Raw genomic sequence first — 19913 nt, 5'->3', positions numbered from 1 at the left:
TATATTCATCACGGTATATTGCTTGAATACTTCAACCTGAAGCGTGATGCTGGCCTCCACGTCCATCGTGTGACCAGCTATTTCTTTCAGATGTCGCCGAATACGACGCTGTCCGGGCTGATATCCGAAAGGGTCACACCCTCGAGCAGAATGCCATACTCTGTCGACCCGTTGAAGGAGACGAACAAGCCGGCATCCGTGTCCCGAGATGCCGTTACAAAACTGTCGAAGTCGTCGATTCCAGTACTGTTCTGGGCGGTGTAGGAGAACTCCAGAACGTCGCCCTCCGCCCCGCTAAAATCCCGAACGGTGTCAACGCCTGTTCCGTCAGGTGCCAGGATATCCCATACGAAACTATCTGCGCCGGTGCCTCCAATCAATTCATCCGCACCCTCGCCGCCGTCCAGACGGTCATTTCCATCACCTCCATCCAGCCTGTCATCTCCGGCATTGGAATTAAGGATATCGTCGCCCGCTCGCCCCAACAGGAAATCAGCGCCAAAACCCGTCTGGAAAATATCACGACCCTCAAAACCATAGAGGCTGTTGTCGTTAGCACCGGATACAGTGACAGCTATTTCCTCGATGTTCATGAAGCTGAGACCTGTTGGGGTTTGTCCAGTCGAAAGATCGAGATCCACCGCCGCGCTCCTGCCATCAAGGCTAACATCGAGATGGTCGAAACCTTCGCCGCCGTCCGCCACACCGGTGCCGGTAGCTAAAAACCAGTCGTCGCCGCTTCCGCCCCGCATGACGTTGAAACCATCGCCTCCAGACAGGGTATCGTTTCCCGAGCCGCCATCGAGAATATCGTCACCTTCATCGCCGTAGATGACGTCATCACCGGTTTCACCAAACAATGTGTCGTTTCCGGCGCCACCAGAGAGCGAATCTCGTCCCGCACCACCCAAAATCCTATCTTCGCCGGCGCCGCCGGACAGAACATAATCGTCTCCATCCGCTCCGTTGATCAGATCGTCGCCATCGCCACCCCAGACGGAATCGCGCCCCGCACCCGCAAAGAGCTGATCGTTACCGGCATCACCATTCAACACATCATCGCCAACGCCGGATATGATCACATCATTGCCTGCACCGCCGCTGGCTTTGACGAATGCAAAAGTAGTTGCGTCCAGATAGTCGTTACCCTTGCCTGACTGAAGCTCAAGCTGCTCAATACTGCTGAAATAGAGATGGTCGGCAGCCCCGTCTCCCATCATGAGATGACCGGCACCGAGACTGATATCCTGATCGCGCAGATAGAGATCGATGATCATGCGATCCGCCCCTGCTCCTCCCGCAATCGCACCGCCTGTATTAAAAATGGAAAACTGGTCGTCTCCGCCGCCGCCGTCAATTCTGTCAAATCCATCTGCTGTTCGGATACGGTCGTCGCCCAGGCCTGTTGTGATGAAATCGTTGCCTTTTCCGCCGTCCACAACGTCATCCCCAGCATAGGTCGCGATATAATCCGCACTGTCTGTTCCAACGATATGATCGTCTTCAGTCGTCCCTGGAATTCGAGCCATTGTCCTCTCCCTCACTGACCTGAGAGAACATATTTTGCAATATCATCAATTCTGTCAATTATATTGAAATAATATCAATGTAATTATAAATTTGAAATAATTCATCTCTCGTCATAAGACGAAATACATATGATTATTTCAAATCAACAAAATATATATTTATCAAATCGCACTTACCTCCGGAGGGCATCCAGCCGCCGCCAGCAAGGAGACTGGTGATCGGTTTGAATGAAGCGGAGAAAAGTTAATGCCGCTCTGGAAGAGTACGCCCCGGATGCAGGCGGAACCGCAGCGGTTTCATCCGTCCTGTTGTCTGTCGGATACCGAGATACGCGAAGCGCGGGGGAACAACAATCTGTCCAATTTCAATCGTTATTTCTTGCAGGAAACGGGCCTCACCCCGCGTGCCTATCGGAATGCGGCACATATTCGCGATAGCCCGATTGCCGCGGCGTCACGCCCCCCTTTGATTTCGCATCTCAATTTCTCGAAGCTGAACATGCTCCGAGCTTAAAATGAGCCAAAATCCACCACAATGCCGGTTGCGATGATCAGCAGAACCGTGGCGGCAATGACGGCGTAGACGTAATCACGCTCACGCACAAAAAGGTACATCGTCAGCATCACCCGGAAAATCGGCAAGAGGATAAACACCGCAATACCCGCTTTCACGATGCCGTAGCCGCTGATGAAAAGCGGCGTTGACGACTGCGACGGCTCGATGACGGTCATGATGACACCGACTGCGATAATGGCAGTGGCAAACCATGTGCCATACCACAGAAGCGATGCTATGATTTCGTCCCGGCGCTCGGCATTTCCGTTGGCTTTCATTTCGAACCTCCAACGATTTCAATACCGAAAGCGCTCAAAAGCATCTGAACAGCAAGCACGATGAGAACCACGACAAAGAAAATGCGCAGCTTTTCCGCCGGAAGGCTCATGAGCAGTCGGGCACCGACCAGCGCGCCGATAACCGAACCAAGCGCAATCGGACCCGTGATCCCGATATCAATATCGCCACGCACAAAATAGGCGCTTGCGCTCGCAGCAGCCGTCACGCCGATCATGAAGTTGGAGGTGGCGGATGAGACTTTGATGGGCAACTTCAAGGCGGTGTCCATCGCCGGAATTTTGAGAACGCCTGAGCCTATGCCGAGGAGTGCGGAGACCAGTCCCGCCCCGTACATCAGCGCCATGCCCAACGGAACGTGACCGACCCGATAATGCACATCCTGCCCCGTTATGTGATCGGGAAAGCTGGAATGCAGGCGCAGGCTTGTCGCCAGACTTGTCACGTCGGACGCGCTTTTACCGATTTCCTCGCGCCGCCGCACAAGCATCTGTTTTGCCGAAAGCAGCAGAATAGCCGCGAACAAACCGTAGAGGAGCGAAGTCGAAACAACACCGATGAGGAACACGCCGGTCAGTGCGCCGAATGTGGTGGCCGTCTCAAGAACAACGGCAAGGCGGATGTTGGTCAGCCGTCGCTTCAAAAGCGGAGCCGCGCTGCCGCAGGAGCAGGCGATGACCGAAACGATGCTCGCACCGATGGCGACGTGAATGTCCACGCCGAAAAAGAGCGTGAGCGCCGGTACGATGAAGATGCCGCTTGCCATGCCAAGCACGCCACCGAGCGCGCTTGCACCGAAAGCGGCTATAAACAACCATAAAGCCAGCATTTTGCCCCCGGAGCTATTTGCGATCGCGCGGTCGCCGGGCCAGGCGAGTGACGAAGCTGATGAGATCGCCGCGATAGTGGAGTTTTTCGTAATCTATCGCCCGGTGCCCTTCGGTGTAGGAGGTACGCTCGATCAGAAACACCGCACTGCCGGGTTCAACCGCGAGGGCTGCAGCAACGTCCGGCGCAGCGCTTATTGCTTCCAACCGATACTCCGCTTCGATAAGGGGCAAATCATATCGATCTTCAAGCAATGTGAAGATCGGTTCGACGTCCAGGTCGTGCGTGACAATCTTCTCGCCGATTTCACGCGGCAGGTATGTTTCATCCAAAGACATGGCGACGCCGTCAGCAAGCCGAACGCGTCGGATCCGCATGACCAGAGTTCCGAACGGCAGGGCAAGCTGCTTTGCCACGTCTGCATCGGCCGACACGATCTCCTTGTCGAGCAGTTGCGCCGTTGCGGCCCGACCGAGCGCCTGCATGTCTTCGACGAAACCGGTCAACTCCGTCAATTTCTGAGTGACCTTGGGCTGGGCGACGAACGTGCCTTTGCCGCGACGGATTTCAACAAGTCCGCGCGCTACCATATTCTCGACAGCCTTGCGAACAGTCGTCCGGCTGACGCCGAAACGTTCGATCAGGCGCTCTTCCGGCGGAAGCTGGCTGCCAGTAGGCAAGAGGCCAGATGAAATATCGTCCGCCAGCGATGTTTCCACCCTGGCGTAGAGCGGAGCATGGTCTTCTACAGTTTTCATTAAGACATCATGACGTCATGACGTCGCGATGTCAATCGACGCGAACTGTATAACTGAACCTTTTCGTTCGTTATTTGTTAACCATGCAGGAGGACATCGCCATGCAGTTGATTTTTTGGATTGAGATAACAGCGATACTGGCCGTCAGCGCTGTCGTCTTCGGCATCACCTGGATCGAGACTCATAAGAAATGATGCGACTATTACTGGCTGACCAGATTTGACTTTGGTTGGGTGCCATCTTTCCAACCATCGCAGGCCAGCATCATGGGCCAGCCATAGCGGCCTATATCTGCTTCGGAAACTCCTCACTGATTTCAGTGAACGATGGTTGCCGCCATAAAACAGGCATCAGATAATCCCTTTCAAGCGCAAAAGCCCGAACGCGGCAATTGTACAGGCATCTTTGATTTCGCCGAGAAGGATCATCTCGATTGCTTCGCCGATAGGGAAGCGGCGGCAGATCAGCCCCTGCTCTTCAGCATCAAGGCTGGGCTTTCCCATCTGCAATCCTGTGGCGACAAAGATGTGGCACTTGTTAGCCGCAAAACCGTAGGCTTCATAAGTCTCGCCGAGATAGACCATCTCTGCAGCCGTCAGCCCGGTTTCCTCCCGAAGCTCTCCGTGAGCCAAAGCGAGTGGATCGACGTTCTCGAATTCCTGCCAGGCCCCTTGCGGAAGTTCCCAGAAACGGCGTCCAACGGGATAGCGGAATTGTTCCACCAGATAAACGCCCTCATCGTCGTCCATAGCGAAAATCATTGCGGCGTCGTTCTTCTCAACAACGCCATAAATGCTTTCGCTGCCGTCAGGATAAACAATCCGGTCCTCACGAACCTTCATCCAACGATTTTCATAGACCCGCTTGGATCCCAGCGTTTTTATCTCTGACATCGCACACCTTGGTCCAAACCGATCATTCTACATTTACAGGCTAGCGCTGAGGCTTTCCTATCGCAATAGACGGTTGCGTTGACGTTCAAACTGCGCCGAGGTTTCGGCATGTTGGAGATGCAGCCGGGATCTATCCGGGGCAGTGCTGCCGCGCGAATTTTCCTCGCTCAGTGATTGTTTTGGCATCGAATGCCTCGTCTCCAGCGAGCCAACAGTGCTAAAAATCCAGTCAGCAAGAAATAGAATTTTCCTCAAAAACAATGCCTGAAACACGACATCACAAGAATGTAATTTAGTACATTTTATAACATCATTATATCATAAACAGACACCACGATCAGCTCTATATCTTGCCATTGGAGATGCAGACCATGATCCACTCGACATCGAATACAGTCGCTCCAGGCGCACCGGCAGCCGGTGTTCGCGCGTTTGGCAGCTCCGGCAGGCTTCAGGAATTGCTTGCCGAAGTCGAAGACGCCAAGCGCAAGGCCAACAATAGCCTGCGACGCGCCCAGTCCGCGCCCAAGCCGCATGTGACGACGAATTCCATTTTCGCGTCTCTCTACGAGGAACATCTGCGGGATCGGGAATTGTTGTTTTCATCGTTGCGGCAGCTTGATGATATACGCAAAAATGCGAATATCTGAGGCGACGCCCCATGAACATGCTTTACCGTGAAAGAATGACCGAGAAGTACGATCAGCCTGAATACGCCATACCTTCTGCCGATATTTCCCCGATGGCTTTGACCGAGGAGCTCGTTTCGCTGAGCCTTCGGCTTGAGGTCGATCGCGGTCCCGATCCGGGCAGAACACCGATCACCGACAAAGAGGTCGATGAACTGGCCGATCAGCTCTTTCACGAAGCAGGAGACAACGCCCTCTGGGTTTTTGCCTATGGCTCCCTGATCTGGAAACCGGATTTCGATGCGGTGGCCGCGCGCGCCGGGACGGCGAGCGGCTGGCACCGCTCATTCTGCCTCCGGCTGACGCGCTGGCGCGCGACGATGGCCCAGCCGGGCCTCATGCTTGCGCTTCGGTCGGGCGGCAGTTGCAAAGGGATTGTTTTCCGGCTGTCCGACGAGGACCGCCTTGGACAATTACGCCGAATGATCCGGCGCGAAATCAGTTCGATTGACGATGCCTATTCCATTCGCTGGGTGTCGGTCGACACCGAGGATGGGCCTGTGCGTGCGCTCGTTTTCTGGGCCGGACCACGCGGGGACAGGCTTTCGGACAACATGCCGCTGACATCGGTGGCCCGACTGCTTGCGCGCGCCTGCGGACATATGGGCTCCTGCGCCGAATATCTCTATCTCACCGTCAAGCATCTGGAAGAAAAAGGCATCCGCGACCGCAATCTGTGGGAATTGCAGCGTCTGGTCGCCGAAGAAATCATCAGCATCTATTGCGAGGATGAAGTTCAAGGCAAATTGAAACCAGCCTGAACGGAAGCTGCGCGCTAGTCCTGAAAAGCGAGACTATCGCTGAAGTTGCTGCTGAAATTGCGTCCGGCTTCACGGGCAATATTGGCCACAAGCGTGATCAGGCGCGTTGCCGCGCTCTCCAGATAAATGGCGCTATAGCTCGTCGCCGGAAAAGCGGCATTGGTATTCAGTACCTGCAGTTCGCCAGTCCGCAGTTCTTTCTGGATCACCACCGGCGGAATAACGGAAATCCCGACACCCGCTGAAATCATGTTGATCGTCGTGGTGAGCGAGTTGGAATAATGAACGGTCGCGTCCTTCAGGCGCTCTTCCGTGAAATAATTGATGATCTGCTGATAATTATAGGAACCGCTCTCATAGGAAATGAGATTGCAGCCAAGCAGTTCATCCCGTGACAGCGCATCTTCCGCCCCGCCCGGAAACTGATCGCTGCGCGATATCCAGAACATGCCGAAAGTGCATATGTCGACGATACGCAGATTAGGCATCGGTTCAGGCCTGATGGCGAAAACGATATCGAGCTCCCGCTGCTCCAGCTTCTGCACGATCCCTTTTGAAGACGAAGTTGTAATCGAGATGCGGATCTGCGGGTAGCGTTGCCGGACAATATCGAGAATGCCCGGCAATATTGTCATGGCGAGGCTTGGAACGATGCCGATCTTCAGCGTTCCTTCGAGCCCATTATGTGGGCTCAGGCTTTCCACCAGATCATGATAACGGCGCACCACATCGCGCGCGCCCTCGACAAAAGCTTCGCCTTCCGCCGTCAGGCTGACGTCGCGGGCATCACGGTCGAAGAGCCGAAAACCCAGTTCCTGCTCCATTGCGCCGATACGATTGGATATTGCTGCCGGCGTCATGTTGAGGCGAGCTGCCGTCGCCCGGAAATTGCGCAGTTCCGACAACCAGATGACCGTTTCCAGAAAACGGATATTCATGGACGGGTATGTCCCTTCCCATTTCAATCACCCGTGCGCCTGCGTTTCTTGAAGTCCCTTATTGCGCTCCGGGCAACCAGATTCGTCCTTTCTTTCTAAGACACTTGCGGGATGAAAATAAGCAAATAGTCATATTCCATCCCACAAATGATCGGGGCCGGTCAAAACCGGCCCGCATCAGATCAGCTTCCCGCGTGGGCGAGAATTTTATTGGTCGCACCGGACACGTCACCGAGCTTGAGACCAGTCTTCACAGACGCCTCCCGCACCTTGCCCTTGTCCTGTATATCCAGCGCGCGTGAGGCGACCGCGTTCACTTCGTCACGCGGCAGGACCAGAACGCCGCTCTCATCGGCCAGAATGGCATCGCCGGGATTGACGACGACACCGCCACAAGAGACCGGAATATTGATGCCGCCACCCAGATCATAGAGCCGCGTGGTGATGGGCGAGATACCCCTCGCCCACATCGGAAAATCGGAATCCTCGATTTCCGTCAGGTCCGTGCAGGGACCATCCACGATCCCGGCGACGGCACCAGAGGCCTTCGCAGCGATGGTCACACCGCCGCCCCAGCACGCATAGCGGTCGTCGCCCATCCGGTCCACCACCAGAATATCGCCGGGGCGGAGCATTCCGGTTACGTGGTGAAGCAGGGTGGAATCCGGGCCCGGTATGGCGATGGTGACGGCGGTGCCGACCACACGGCGCTTCGGGAGGAGCGGCTGGATGGAACGGTGCATGAAACCAAAGAAGCGCCAGTGTCCGACAGTGGCCGTTTCGACCCCCGACAGGAGCTGAAGGTCACCTGCAGGGATCTGCTCCGGCATGGGATTGATCGTATACATATGACGCCTCCTAAGCGCAGGCCTGCAACTGCTTGCCGATGCGGCGATGGCTGACCATGGGAATGAGCGCACGCACCCGCTCGATCTGCGCGCGCTCGATGCGGGCCGTTACGAAGCCGACACCGTCGGAAGCCCGCGCCACAACATGCCCCCACGGATCGCAGACGAGCGAATGACCATAGGTATGACGCCGTTCGCCGTTCGAAACCGTGCTGCCGGTCTGGCCACAGGCGGCAAAATAGGTCTGGGTTTCGATGGCACGGGCACGCGCCAGCACCTCCCAATGATCCTTGCCGGTTTGCAGCGTGAATGCTGCGGGAAGAACGATGACATCGGCACCGGCCTTTTCCAGCTCCAGGTAAAGTTCGGCAAAGCGGATGTCGTAGCAGATCGCACAACCGATCTTGAACCCGTCGAGGTCATAGACGACGACATTTTCACCGGGCTTGACGGTTGCGGATTCCTTATAGGCCGTCCCGTCCGGCCCAACGATATCGAACATATGAATCTTGCGATAATGCGCGATCTCCTTGCCTTCACGATTGAAGACGAAGGTGGAATTGTAGATGCGCTTTTCGTTTGGAACCTTTTCCATCAAGGTTCCGGCATGGACGAACACCTTGTGCTCGCGGGCAAAATCCTGCGCCATCTTGTAGGCAGGACCGCCGGGAACACTCTCGGCTGCGCCGAGCTTTTCTTCCGGAGTACCGCCGTAATATTCAAAATATTCGGGCAGCACGATCAGGTCCGGAGAATCCGTGTGTACGGCGTCCTCCATCAATCCCCGCGTAATGCGCAGATTTTCTGCCTTGTCGGTCTGCGGGCTCGTTTGGATCAGACTAATCTTCATTTTTTCCTCCAGCAAATGAGTGGCTATTCAGTTCAGGAATAATCAGGCAACCAGGGCTTCGCCCTTCAGCATGTTGACAGTCGAAACCATGCCCTGGCGAAGCGTCATGTTCTGGGTGGCGACGACCAGCATCGCCGCCCCCTCTTCCAGTGCGAAGCGCCGTTCAGCTTCGGTCCAGGCGGGCATAATCCATGGCTTCCCGGCAGCGCGTGCCGCAGCCGCACAGCGGCGCAGATCAGCCTTGTCTTCATCATTGAAAGCATAGGCTCCCCGACCGCGTGCAAGTGCCAGATCCGACGGGCCGGGAAACAAACCGTCGACCGTATCGAGCGCAATGATCTTCTCGACGTCGGCGAGACTTTCTGCCGTCTCGATCATGGCGAAGCATTTGGTGCGCTTGTTCTCTTTTTCGAAGGCATCGGTCGCCGGGCGGGCATAGCCGAAAATGCGGCCACCGGTATAAGAGCGCGTGCCAACCAGCGGATATTTTGCGGCCTTCGTAACCTGATGCGCATGGTCCACACCGAGAATATGCGGAACGATGACGCCGTCCGATCCGAAGTCCAGCGCCTGCTGGATGGCCTCTGGCGTCGGCGCCAGCACCTTGGTCAAAGTGGAGAGCCCCTGCGCCTTGGTGAAAGCCAGAAACTGGTCCAGCGTCGACAGATCGAAGGTTCCGTGTTCGAGTTCGAGGACGAAGGATGAGAAGCCGCAGGTCCTGGCAATTTCCAGATAGCTGAAATGCGGTTGCGACATCCAGAGGGCGATATTTTCCATGCTTGCAGTCACTTTCAGTTGGGAGGTTATTTGCCGATTGTGCGTGACAATCCGAGCGTGCGTTCGATGACGAAAATGATGAGCAGCGTCGCCGTGATCAGCACCACCGAAATGGCTGCAGTCATCGGGTCAGTACGGCTTTCGACATAGTTGAAGATTTCCACCGGCAGCGTCGTCATGCGTGGTCCGGTGATGAAGAGCGAGATCACCACCTCATCGAAGGACAGGAGGAAGGACAGTGCGGCACTTGCCACCAGACCCGGCATCATCAGCGGCAAGGTGACGCGACGAAACACGGTGAACGGCGATGCGCCCAGCATCGTGGCCGCCTCTTCGACCGATGGCGGCAAGGTCGAGAACGCCGTTATCATTATGCGGATGACGTAAGGGGTCGTCACGATCAGATGGGCGATGACCAGACCGGTGAACGTGCCGAGCAGTTCCAACCGCACGAAGACCAGCAGAATGGCAAGGCCAAGTACGATGGACGGCAGAAGCAGCGGTGCGGTGAAGAGGTTCAGCACCGCTTCGCGTCCACGGAACTGATAACGGCGGATCGCATAGGCGGCCGGGATACCCGCCAGAAGCGACAGGACAGTGACGACCGATGCAATGCCGAGGCTGATCCAGAGCGCCTGAATGAGCATTTCATGATGCAGCATTTCCGCATACCACCGCACGCCCCAGCTTTGCGGCGGGAAAGTGAGATAGTTGTCGTTGCTGAACGATAGCGGCACGACCACCAGAATGGGGGCCAGCAGGAACAGATAAAGCAAGCCGACCAGAACGCGGAATGGCAGTGAAGTTGAACCAATCATCTCGTTTCTCCTTTGCCAGTCAGTCGATGCGACGTGCGATGCGGGAATAGACCATCAAGGCGAGACCGAAGATGATCAGGACAATGACGGAGGTTGCGGCGGCACGCGGCCATTCAAGCTGGATCACAGCCTGATCGTAGATTTCCGTCGCCAGCAGGAATACGCGCCCGCCACCAAGCAATTTCGGCGTGATGAAGGAGCTGATCGCCAGCACGAAGCAAAGCAGGCAGCCTAGTGCGATACCCGGCAAGGTGAGCGGCAGAATGATCCGGCGAAACCGCGTGAAGGCATTAGCGCCGAGTGATGCCGCAGCCTCCTCAAGCGAGGCGTTCAGACGCCCGAAACCGGCAATCAGTGACAGCGCCATGTAGGGGATCAGGATTTCCACCATGCCGATGAATACGCCGAGCGTATTGTTGACGAGCCTGATGGGGGAGGAAATGATGCCGAGGTTCATCAAGGCTCCATTGACGAGCCCCTGATCGCCGAGAAGCACCATCCAGCCATAGGTGCGCACCACACTGCTGACGAGCAGCGGCGAGACCGTCACCACGAAAAGGAAGTTGCGCCAGACCGGCGAAACACGGTGCAGGAAAAGCGCAATCGGATAGGCGCAGACAAGCGTTGCCAGCGTGATGACCGCGCTCAGCCAGAGCGAGTTGAACACCAGTCCCCAATTGAAACTGTCAGTGAAGAAATTGATGTAGTTTTCGAACGTGTAGCGGTCCGTCAGGACACCGCCGCTTTCGCTCTGCAGGAAAGATATCTGCGCCAGATGTGCGACCGGCGCGATGAAGGCGATAAGGTTGATCAAGGCCATCGGCAGAAGCAGCGCAACGGCGACGAGACTATAGCGTCTGCGTCTCGATGACTTTGCCGGGATGATGTCGGTCGATGCGATCGCTGTCATGACATCAGCTCCCGAAAACCAGCATGTCTTCCGGTTTCCATTCGCACAATAGCCGGTCGCCGGTACGGAATGCGTGGCCTTCGCTGGCGGTCGGCACTTCCACTTTCAGACAGGCGCCCTCGATCTCGATGTCATATTGAACGATATCGCCGATATAGGTTGTGCGTTCCACCACGCCATGCGCGCTGTTGGTCACGACACTGACCAGATTGCGATCGCGGTTGGGCGTCAGGTTGATGCGGTGCGGGCGAATGGCGATCTGCCCGGCCCCGCGTGACTTTCCATGCGTGTTGCAGCGATAGGTGGCGCTGCCCAGGCGGCAGACATTTTCGTCGACGACCTCGCAATTGTGGACGTTGGCGCGCCCCACGAATTTGGCCACGAAGAGGGAGGACGGCTTTTCATAAATTTCTTCCGGCGAACCGAGCTGTGCCAGCTTGCCATTATCCATTACGCCCACAACATCGCACATGGTGAGCGCTTCGACCTGATCGTGCGTGACGAAAACCGTCGTGATATCGAGGCGTTTCTGAATCTCGCGGATTTCGATCCGCATGTCGTCACGCAGCTTCGCGTCCAGATTGGACAGAGGCTCGTCGAGCAGAAGAATACGCGGGCGGATGACCAGCGCGCGTGCCAGCGCCACGCGCTGCTGCTGGCCACCGGACATTTCTTTCGGCTTGCGCGAGCCGTAGCCGGGAAGCCGCACCATCTCGAGCGCCTCTTCGACGCGCTGCTTTGCTTCGACCTTGCCGACCTTGCGCATATCGAGACCGAAAGCGACATTTTCGGCCACGGTCATATGCGGGAACAGCGCGTAGTTCTGGAAAACCAGACCGATGTCGCGCTGATGGGGCGGCCTGTGCGAAATATCGTTGCCATCGATCAGGATGTTGCCGTCCGAGATCGATGCAAGACCGGCAATCATGCGCAATGTCGTCGTTTTGCCGCAACCCGATGGACCGAGGAGACCGAGCAGTTTTCCGCGCGGCAGATCGAGATGAAGATCGTCCACTGCCCGGTAGTTGTTACCGTAAAGCTTGGTGAGCGCCTTCAACTGTAGAAATGAGCTTTCTGCTACCATATCGAAACCTGTGAGGGGTCGTTGCCGCCCCGGCGAAACGGGGCGGAAGCGTGAATTTCAGGGTGAGGTAGGACTTAACGACCAGCCGGAATGATCTGGCGACGCCACGGATTGAGCAGCTTGTCGCGCATATCACCGATTGTCATCCAGTTGACCGGAATGAGCTTTTCGCGTTGAGCCGTATCCATGTAGGGAATGCGCTTTTTCGTTTCGTCGTTCACATCCGCTTTCGTGTTCGATGGCGCATAGAACATGATCTCGGCGAAGCGGGCCTGCGCCTCGGGGCTTATTGCGTAATCGATGAATGTCTTGGTTGCATCCATGTTCTTGCCATTGGCAATCGCGCTGATGACATTCACCTGCGCGGCTGTGCCTTCCTTCGGTCCGACGGATTGAAGCTTTCCGCCGGTCTGGTCGAAGTAAAACTGGGCGCGGGCATTATAGCCGATCGATAACGTGGCGGTGCCGTTTGCAACCAGCGTATAGGCATCGGGCTTCGGTTCCCATGTCTGCACGGCAGGCGCGAGCTTCACCAGTTTGTCGACGCCCGGTTTCACGGTCTTCGTATAATCATCTTCACCGGCGAGACGGTTCGCGATGATCGTAAGCAGGATGGCTTGAATATCGCCGCCGCCCTGTGCCGGGATGATGACCTTGCCGCTTTGCTGCTTGTCCCAGAGCGCTTCCCAGCTATCCGGTGGACTTTCCGCAAATGCATCGTGATTATAAAGCAGCGAAAGCGTGTCATATGTGATGGGAATTGCGCCGCCAGCGAGTTCCTTGCCAAGATCGGCGATATCCGCATAATTTTTGAGCGACGCCGGATCGAGTTTCTCGACCAGCCCTTCCTCATCGGCAATCTTGGCGACCGAAAGGTCATAGATTACCGCATCCGTCTGGGGTGAAGATTTCTGGGCGCGCATATTGCCGAGCGATGTCGCTGCATTCTGCACCCCGTAATAAGTGACCTTGATGTCGGGATGTTCCTTCTGGAACGGTTCGATGACGGCCTTGACGTAATTGTCCTGGAATGCGCCGCGATAACCCATCACGGTGATTTCCGCCGCATTGGCCGCCAAAACAGTCATTGCCGAAACACTGAACGCTAGGCTTGCCAGAAAAGCCGATTTTCTGTTGATCGAACGTGCCATCAGTCACTCCCCTTTTGTTTGAGGACAAGGTGAAGAATGGTGGCCGGAGCGTCCAACGACTTATTCTGTCCGCCTGTTCGATTTTGCTTTATGCCTTTGAATTTCCGGGCTTTCAGCCCCCGCATGACAGGCCACGAGACTGGAATGATGCAGCCTGTATTTCAGGCGTGATGAAATTGTAATCCATTGCCTGTTTTTTGAGCAGACACTTTGCACTTTCCATTGCACAAATCTTGCCCGCTTGATCGCAATTGCCTTTGTCGCCTTGAAAATGCGCCAAAATTAAAACTGGCACGGTCCTTGCTTCTATTAAATCGAACACCGAGCCGCGCGACACCGCATGACTTGCGGTGATTGATCAACCGAGGATGACAGAGAGACTAGCGATGACCAAGTACAAGCTCGAATACATTTGGCTCGATGGATGCACCCCTGCTGCGGGCCTGCGCGGCAAGACGCAGATCAAGGAATTCGACGCTTTCCCCACGCTTGAGCAACTGCCGCTCTGGGGCTTCGACGGCTCATCGACGATGCAGGCCGAAGGCCGCAGCTCCGATTGCGTCTTGAAGCCGGTCGCGATCTATCCCGATCCCGCACGCAAGAACGGCGTTCTCGTGATGTGCGAAGTCATGATGCCGGATGGCGTCACGCCGCATCCTTCCAACAGCCGCGCGACCGTCCTTGAAGACGATGATGCATGGTTCGGTTTCGAGCAGGAATACTTCTTCTACAAGGATGGTCGCCCGCTCGGCTTCCCGGAACAGGGCTTCCCTGCCCCGCAGGGTCCATATTACACCGGCGTCGGCTACAAGAATATCGGCTCCATCGCGCGCAAGATCGTCGAGGAACATCTCGATCTCTGCCTCGATGCAGGCATCAATCACGAAGGCATCAATGCGGAAGTGGCCAAGGGCCAGTGGGAATTCCAGATTTTCGGCAAGGGCTCCAAGAACGCCGCCGACCAGATCTGGATGGCCCGCTATCTCCTGCTTCGCCTTTGCGAACAGTATGAAATCGATATTGAGTTCCATTGCAAGCCGCTCGGCGATACCGATTGGAACGGCTCGGGCATGCACTGCAATTTCTCGACCAAACATATGCGTGAAGTGGGTGGCAAGGACTATTTCGAAGCGCTCATGGCGCAGTTCGACAAGAACTTGCAGGACCATATCGACGTTTACGGCCCGGACAACCACATGCGCCTGACCGGCAAGCATGAAACCGCCCCGTGGAACAAGTTCTCCTACGGCGTTGCCGACCGTGGCGCTTCGATCCGCGTTCCACACGCTTTCGTCAGGGATGGATATCGCGGTTATCTGGAAGATCGTCGCCCGAACTCGCAGGGCTGCCCGTATCAGATCGCTTCGCAGGTCCTGAAGACGATTTCCGAAGTCCCGACTTCGGAAGACGAAGCACTCGCTGCTTAGAGCGCGTTTCGATCTGATTGAATCAGATCGGCGCTCTAATCCGTTGTCTTAACGCGCATCTTGTCCGAAAACCGTTTCACACTTTTCGGGATGCGCTCTAATTCTAAACAGAACGGCCTGCTGAAACATTGAATCAGGCCGTTCAGCTTTATTCTCGCGAAACCGCAGACAACAAAAAAGGCCGGGGCGAAAACGCACCGACCTTCCTGATCATCGCTTTTCTACCAGTGCCAGTACATCCGTGGTCAAAAGCATCAAGCGATGAAGGCAATTGCGAGCAACAGACGCGTTCCAGCGCTCTTAAGCAATGCCTATGACAGTCATATAGGTGCACATCTTGTTCAAAACAAGGTCGTGCAACAAATTGGATAAATTAGCTTGCTGTCTCGGCCTGCCGTCGCGCCAACAGATACACGACGACGATTCCGGCTCCTATCGCATAGGCCAGAACATCCAGCCAATCCGGCGTGGCCCCAAGGATAATACGCAGAGCCGGGTTTCCGATCACGATATCGAACTGCATTGCGAGATATTGGCCGAATTCCACCGCCACCCCGGTCAGAAACGCGATCAAAACAAGCAGCAGGCGGTTTCCGTCAATGAAGGTTCTAAGCACCGCATAGACAAAGATGACGGCGACCACATCCCCGAGAAAGCTTCTGATCCAGCCCAGTCCCGCACCCATTGTCGCCAGCAGAGCGAGAAGCGCCAGAACTATCAATGTAAAACACAATGCCGATCGCGAAAATTTAAGCTGCACGGGATTTTCCTGCCAAGACTTGGGAGAAAGCCTAATCTAGAGCATTTCCTGTTTTGATTGGATCGTTGGAAATGCTCTATCTGTTTGCTTTTACGCGTATCTCATCCGAAAACCGCTTCGCACTTTTCGGGATGCGCTCTAGCTTTTTCCCTTCCCGCGCAAGGCCGAAGCACCCGAATAATTCCAGAGCGACTTGTTGCTTGAGGAAACAGCGATTGCGCCTTGTGTCATGGCAGTGCCGACATCCGCTTCGTTGCAAATAAAGCCGGAAGCCACGACAGGCGGCAGGCGGCGCTTATCCTCCACCGAGAGATAGCCCAGCATCGGCGATGGCATGATCTGCACCAGATTGGGTGCGCTTTGCGAAATAGCCTTGAGGCTGCGGGGCCATGTCGAACGGTCGGTCACAAAGACTTTCTGCATGGTCAGAAGGCCGCATTGCGCGGCCTTCTGGATTGTTGGAACGCGGGTCGACAGCAGAACCGAAATGCCTATCTCGGCAAGGAATTCGATGGCTCCCTTGTCCTGTGACAGACCCTCGCAACTGTCGATGTTCAGAACGATCAGCTTGTTGCTTTTCTTGAGCGCGTTCAGCACTTCAGCCACATGGCGCAAGGCAATGTTGGCGACGATGCCCACTTCCGCCTTGCTGTCCAGAAATGCCTGAAGATTGTCCACGCCGTAGAGCGTTGCCATGACAGGCGCCCGCAAAAGCCGCTCACCGATCGTTCTGTCCAAAGTCATTCCATCATTTTCCGTCTCTTGGCATGTCGAGCGAAAGTCCGAGCTTGCCGGGGTTAAGCAGGTTATCCGGATCGAGCGCCTTCTTCACCGTTTCCAGCAGCGGAAATGCCGATCCGAGAGCGTCCTTCATGTAAGGCGCACGGAGCAGTCCGACGCCGTGATGATGGCTCAATGCTGCACCATACTTGATTAGAACGGCATTGGCAGCATCCCAAGCAGCACGATACCACTCAGCGCGCTTTTCCACTTCCACGTCGCCACGCAGCGAGAAATAAAGGCAGGCGCCATCGACATAGGCATGCGACTGGTGCGCCGAACCGGCCAGCGTACCCGGCACTGCGTTGATCGCAGCGACGACCTCGTCGTAGATCGCAGGCAGATCGCGCCAGCAACCCGTCATTTCCAGCGTATCGGCAACAAAGCCCGGGCTGCGCTTGAAGCCCTCGGCGCTCTTGCCGGTCAGATAACGCGTATCGAGCCACTTCTCGAAGATCGCATCGCCATCGAGCTTGTCACCAAGTTCGGCGCACACCTTTTCGCTGATCGCCATCACGGCATCGACCATTTCCTGCGCGCCTTCATCGGCGATCAGCAGCACATTGCTTTCCGGCAGGCCGAACTGCACACCGCTTTCCAGCTCGTCGTAGAGACGCAGCGCTGCGGGATTGGCACCGCCCTGCATAATACGGCGGCAGGCTTCCAGACCAATGGCAAAGCTCTTGAAGCCATAGGCGATAGCGCGGGCATAATCCGGCAGGCGATGCAGTTTAAAGCGTGCCTTCACAATGATGCCGAGCGTGCCTTCCGAACCGATGAAGATCTGCTGCAGATCGGGCCCGATTGCTGCGCGGGCATAATTTCCAACCGTAACCAGCGAACCATCGGCCAGCACGACTTCCATGCCGTAGACCATGTCTTCGATCTTGCCGTAACGCGTCGAAAGCTGGCCAGCCCCGCGGCAGGCGATCCAGCCTCCGACAGTGCTGATACCGTATGAAGACGGCCAGTGCCCCATGGTCATGCCATAGTCGCGCTGAATGGTTTCCTCGAAAATATCGCCGAACATGCCAGCTTCAACCTCAACGATCTGGCTGTCGGCATCGAAGCCCACAAGACGGTTGAGATTGCAGACGTCGAGCACGATACCGCCGCGCAACGGCAGTGCCGCGCCCGTAACGTTGGAGCGCCCGGCAGAAACCGTGACCGGAACCTTGGCTTCATGCGCAAGGCGCATGACGGCCTGAACCTGTTCCACAGTCGAAACGCGAACGAATACGCCGTCAACAGTTGCGGGCTTTCCGCCCGTTTCCGCAACCATCGTGCGCGCCCACCAGTCGCGGGTGTTCACGACGACATCTTCGCGCGCCGTCAGAACTTCGTCTGCAACGCCCTGCAGCTTCTCGACGAGAGCAGCGTCCACTGAAACGGCGTCCTGTGCCAGTTCGGCCTCGGTGCCGATTTCTTTGATGCTGCCGGCATAATGCGGCTGGGTCGGGGCGCCAACGACATAATTTCCGCGATTATAACCGCGCTTGATGGCTTCCTTGCTGATCATGTTCAGTTCGCTCCTGTGAGAATGGATTTTTCTTTTTCGGTCGCAGCCACATAAGCGGCGACCTGACGGTCGATTTCGGTTTGGGGGAGACCAAGTTCCTCACCCAGCAAAGCGCCCACCTTGGCGGCGGCACGGGCGGAAGCATCGCGCGCCATCAGACGGGCACGCATACGACGCGACAGCACATCATCGATGGTCCGGGCAAGTTCGTGCCGGGCGGCGTAGACGACTTCGCCACTGGTATAGGGCAGTCCTTCCACAACCGGTTCAGCCAGTTCAGGACGAGCGGCCATCAGATCGCTGACAAAGCGCGATTCCGTACCGTAACGTTCGCCCAGATGCGCTTCCATGCCGCCGGAAGCCACGATTGCCTGCGCATCATAACCGGCAGCACCCAGCAGAAATGCCTTCTTCGTGGTGCAGCGACGGCGATCACCCAGAACTTTTGCGGCGGCATCCACCGTCTGTTCAGCCATATGGCGCGAAGTCGTCAGCTTCCCGCCCACAATCGTGACAAGGCCATCAGGCGCAACATGCACGGAATGGTCGCGTTTGACGTCCATGGTGCTGCCACCTGACGAAGCGGCAACCAGTGGCCGGCACCCGGCAATGCTGCCGACGACATCATCCGGTGTCAGGTCGATATTGAGCGCGCTGCATGCGCCCTCGATCAGAAAATCAAGCTCCCGACGCGTGCAATGCACGTCATCGAGGTCGCCCTGATAATCCTCGTCGGTCGTGCCGAGATAGGAAACGTTGCCCCAGCGCGTGATGGTCGCGCGGCGGCTGCGCCCCGGCACCGGCACCGTCACCGTGCAATCGTTGCGGATTTTCAACCAGGGGATAGCCACGTGAACGCCCTTGGCCGGGCGCACATGCAACGGCTTTTCGCCATCCTTGCCAAGCCCCATCCAGTCCCGCAGCCAAACGCCTGTCGCCATGACGACGGTCTTGGCGCGCACCCGGATTTCCTTGCCCTCGACGGTATGAACGATTGCGCCATCGACCCGGCCCGAGCTGCGGGTAATCTCGGCCACCTTCGAATGATTGAGGACCGTCGCCCCATGAAAGCCGGCAGAGCGGGCAAGTGCCAATGTCAGGCGAGCATCGTCGACGCGAGCATCGAAATACATCAGGCCGCCGCGCAGATATTCGTCCTTGAAGGTCGGGCAGTGCGCCAGCACTTCCGCAGCAGTCAGTTTCTGGTGCAGAATGCCTTCGCGCCAGCCGCCAGCCAGATCATATGTCCAGAGCAAGCCTTCAAACGCCTTGGCAAAGCGTGAATCAAAAACCCCGTCTCGTTCCAGAATGGGAAACAGGAAAGGCAGGCGCTGCACCAGATGGCTTGCATTGCGGCGCAAACGCTGGCGTTCCAGCAGGGAGTGACGAACCAGGCCGAGATTGCCTTGCTCGATATAACGCAAGCCGCCATGCACCATCTTCGACGATTTCGATGATGTGCCAGATGCAAAATCATCCTTCTCGACCAGCGCAACACGAAAACCGCGCAGACTTGCATCGAAGGCGCAGTAAGCACCAGTCACACCGCCACCGACGATCAGAATATCGTAGGTTTCGGTGGCAAGACGGTCTTCCTGTTCCGACCGGTTCAGCCGCAGCGGCTCGGTGCGGATCATCCGGGCGCGATCTTTGTCAGCGCGCCGGGAGCGCAGATTCAGCATTTCAACTCCTGTCAAAGCGCATTCCGAAAAGTGGGATCGGTTCTCGGAAAATGCGCGT

21 protein-coding genes are annotated in these 19913 nt (G+C 56.4%); 4 read left to right on the top strand and 17 right to left on the bottom strand.

Annotated features, from left to right (window positions below):
• Window positions 1-86: 86 nt before the first annotated feature.
• A complete protein-coding gene (locus tag CQZ93_RS17510) occupies window positions 87-1529 on the bottom strand; it encodes a calcium-binding protein (protein WP_105543880.1) in 1443 nt (480 codons plus the stop codon).
• 247 nt (window positions 1530-1776) lie between these two features.
• On the opposite strand from CQZ93_RS17510, the gene CQZ93_RS27415 reads away from it, so the two are divergent.
• Window positions 1777-2043 carry a helix-turn-helix domain-containing protein gene (locus tag CQZ93_RS27415; protein WP_105543879.1) on the top strand — a complete coding sequence of 89 codons (267 nt, stop codon included), beginning with the start codon at window positions 1777-1779 and terminating at the stop codon, window positions 2041-2043.
• Here the strand turns inward: CQZ93_RS27415 and CQZ93_RS17500 are convergent.
• The 4 genes from CQZ93_RS17500 to CQZ93_RS17485 form a co-directional block, all read right to left on the bottom strand.
• Window positions 2040-2363 (bottom strand): DUF1634 domain-containing protein, encoded by a 324-nt coding sequence (locus tag CQZ93_RS17500; RefSeq protein ID WP_105543878.1) that lies wholly within the window; start codon window positions 2361-2363, stop codon window positions 2040-2042. The genes CQZ93_RS27415 and CQZ93_RS17500 overlap by 4 nt on opposite strands.
• Window positions 2360-3211 (bottom strand): sulfite exporter TauE/SafE family protein, encoded by an 852-nt coding sequence (locus CQZ93_RS17495; RefSeq protein WP_105543877.1) that lies wholly within the window; start codon window positions 3209-3211, stop codon window positions 2360-2362. Before CQZ93_RS17495 ends, CQZ93_RS17500 begins: the two co-directional genes overlap by 4 nt.
• A 13-nt stretch (window positions 3212-3224) precedes the next feature.
• Window positions 3225-3968: a GntR family transcriptional regulator gene (locus tag CQZ93_RS17490; RefSeq protein WP_105543876.1), complete on the bottom strand. Its 744-nt coding sequence runs from the start codon at window positions 3966-3968 to the stop codon at window positions 3225-3227.
• Between the two features lie 350 nt (window positions 3969-4318).
• Complete coding sequence (locus CQZ93_RS17485) at window positions 4319-4861, bottom strand: NUDIX domain-containing protein (protein ID WP_105543875.1); 543 nt, start codon at window positions 4859-4861, stop codon at window positions 4319-4321.
• A gap of 371 nt (window positions 4862-5232) precedes the next feature.
• Between CQZ93_RS17485 and CQZ93_RS17480 the strand changes: the two genes are divergently transcribed.
• Window positions 5233-5511, top strand: coding sequence for a hypothetical protein (locus CQZ93_RS17480; RefSeq protein WP_105543874.1), 279 nt, complete (start codon window positions 5233-5235; stop codon window positions 5509-5511).
• A gap of 35 nt (window positions 5512-5546) precedes the next feature.
• Window positions 5547-6311 carry a gamma-glutamylcyclotransferase gene (locus tag CQZ93_RS17475; protein WP_286154274.1) on the top strand — a complete coding sequence of 255 codons (765 nt, stop codon included), beginning with the start codon at window positions 5547-5549 and terminating at the stop codon, window positions 6309-6311.
• 14 nt (window positions 6312-6325) lie between these two features.
• On the opposite strand, the gene CQZ93_RS17470 is transcribed toward CQZ93_RS17475, so the two are convergent.
• The 8 genes from CQZ93_RS17470 to CQZ93_RS17435 all read right to left on the bottom strand — a co-directional run bounded on the left by CQZ93_RS17470 (window position 6326) and on the right by CQZ93_RS17435 (window position 13687).
• Window positions 6326-7249 carry a LysR family transcriptional regulator gene (locus tag CQZ93_RS17470; protein ID WP_105543872.1) on the bottom strand — a complete coding sequence of 308 codons (924 nt, stop codon included), beginning with the start codon at window positions 7247-7249 and terminating at the stop codon, window positions 6326-6328.
• Between the two features lie 182 nt (window positions 7250-7431).
• Complete coding sequence (locus CQZ93_RS17465) at window positions 7432-8097, bottom strand: RraA family protein (RefSeq protein WP_105543871.1); 666 nt, start codon at window positions 8095-8097, stop codon at window positions 7432-7434.
• A gap of 10 nt (window positions 8098-8107) precedes the next feature.
• Window positions 8108-8947: a carbon-nitrogen hydrolase family protein gene (locus CQZ93_RS17460; protein ID WP_105543870.1), complete on the bottom strand. Its 840-nt coding sequence runs from the start codon at window positions 8945-8947 to the stop codon at window positions 8108-8110.
• A gap of 42 nt (window positions 8948-8989) precedes the next feature.
• Window positions 8990-9724, bottom strand: coding sequence for an HpcH/HpaI aldolase family protein (locus CQZ93_RS17455; RefSeq protein WP_105543869.1), 735 nt, complete (start codon window positions 9722-9724; stop codon window positions 8990-8992).
• A gap of 26 nt (window positions 9725-9750) precedes the next feature.
• The gene (locus tag CQZ93_RS17450; protein ID WP_105543868.1) at window positions 9751-10542 is read right to left on the bottom strand and encodes an ABC transporter permease; all 792 of its coding nucleotides are present in this window, start codon (window positions 10540-10542) and stop codon (window positions 9751-9753) included.
• A gap of 19 nt (window positions 10543-10561) precedes the next feature.
• On the bottom strand, window positions 10562-11452 hold the full coding sequence (locus tag CQZ93_RS17445; protein ID WP_105543867.1) for an ABC transporter permease: 891 nt from the start codon (window positions 11450-11452) through the stop codon (window positions 10562-10564).
• Window positions 11453-11456: 4 nt separating this feature from the next.
• Window positions 11457-12536 carry an ABC transporter ATP-binding protein gene (locus CQZ93_RS17440; protein ID WP_105543866.1) on the bottom strand — a complete coding sequence of 360 codons (1080 nt, stop codon included), beginning with the start codon at window positions 12534-12536 and terminating at the stop codon, window positions 11457-11459.
• A gap of 74 nt (window positions 12537-12610) precedes the next feature.
• Window positions 12611-13687 carry an extracellular solute-binding protein gene (locus CQZ93_RS17435; protein WP_105543865.1) on the bottom strand — a complete coding sequence of 359 codons (1077 nt, stop codon included), beginning with the start codon at window positions 13685-13687 and terminating at the stop codon, window positions 12611-12613.
• A gap of 386 nt (window positions 13688-14073) precedes the next feature.
• Here CQZ93_RS17435 and CQZ93_RS17430 point away from each other — a divergent pair, with 386 nt between their 5' ends.
• A complete protein-coding gene (locus CQZ93_RS17430) occupies window positions 14074-15114 on the top strand; it encodes a glutamine synthetase beta-grasp domain-containing protein (RefSeq protein WP_105543864.1) in 1041 nt (346 codons plus the stop codon).
• A 373-nt stretch (window positions 15115-15487) separates the two neighbouring features.
• On the opposite strand, the gene CQZ93_RS17425 is transcribed toward CQZ93_RS17430, so the two are convergent.
• From CQZ93_RS17425 to CQZ93_RS17410, 4 genes are all read right to left on the bottom strand, one after another.
• The gene (locus CQZ93_RS17425; RefSeq protein WP_105543863.1) at window positions 15488-15874 is read right to left on the bottom strand and encodes a ribosomal maturation YjgA family protein; all 387 of its coding nucleotides are present in this window, start codon (window positions 15872-15874) and stop codon (window positions 15488-15490) included.
• A gap of 138 nt (window positions 15875-16012) precedes the next feature.
• A complete protein-coding gene (locus tag CQZ93_RS17420; protein ID WP_105543862.1) occupies window positions 16013-16618 on the bottom strand; it encodes a glycerol-3-phosphate responsive antiterminator in 606 nt (201 codons plus the stop codon).
• Between the two features lie 4 nt (window positions 16619-16622).
• A complete protein-coding gene (locus tag CQZ93_RS17415) occupies window positions 16623-18173 on the bottom strand; it encodes an FAD-binding oxidoreductase (RefSeq protein ID WP_105543861.1) in 1551 nt (516 codons plus the stop codon).
• 2 nt (window positions 18174-18175) lie between these two features.
• Window positions 18176-19855: a glycerol-3-phosphate dehydrogenase/oxidase gene (locus tag CQZ93_RS17410; RefSeq protein ID WP_105543860.1), complete on the bottom strand. Its 1680-nt coding sequence runs from the start codon at window positions 19853-19855 to the stop codon at window positions 18176-18178.
• Window positions 19856-19913: the final 58 nt, after the last annotated feature.

Origin of the sequence: Ochrobactrum vermis, from assembly GCF_002975205.1 — a bacterium.
Lineage (GTDB): Bacteria > Pseudomonadota > Alphaproteobacteria > Rhizobiales > Rhizobiaceae > Brucella > Brucella vermis.
The sequence above is the reverse complement of the archived record's forward strand: the minus strand, read 5'-3'. Positions and strand labels throughout refer to the sequence as shown.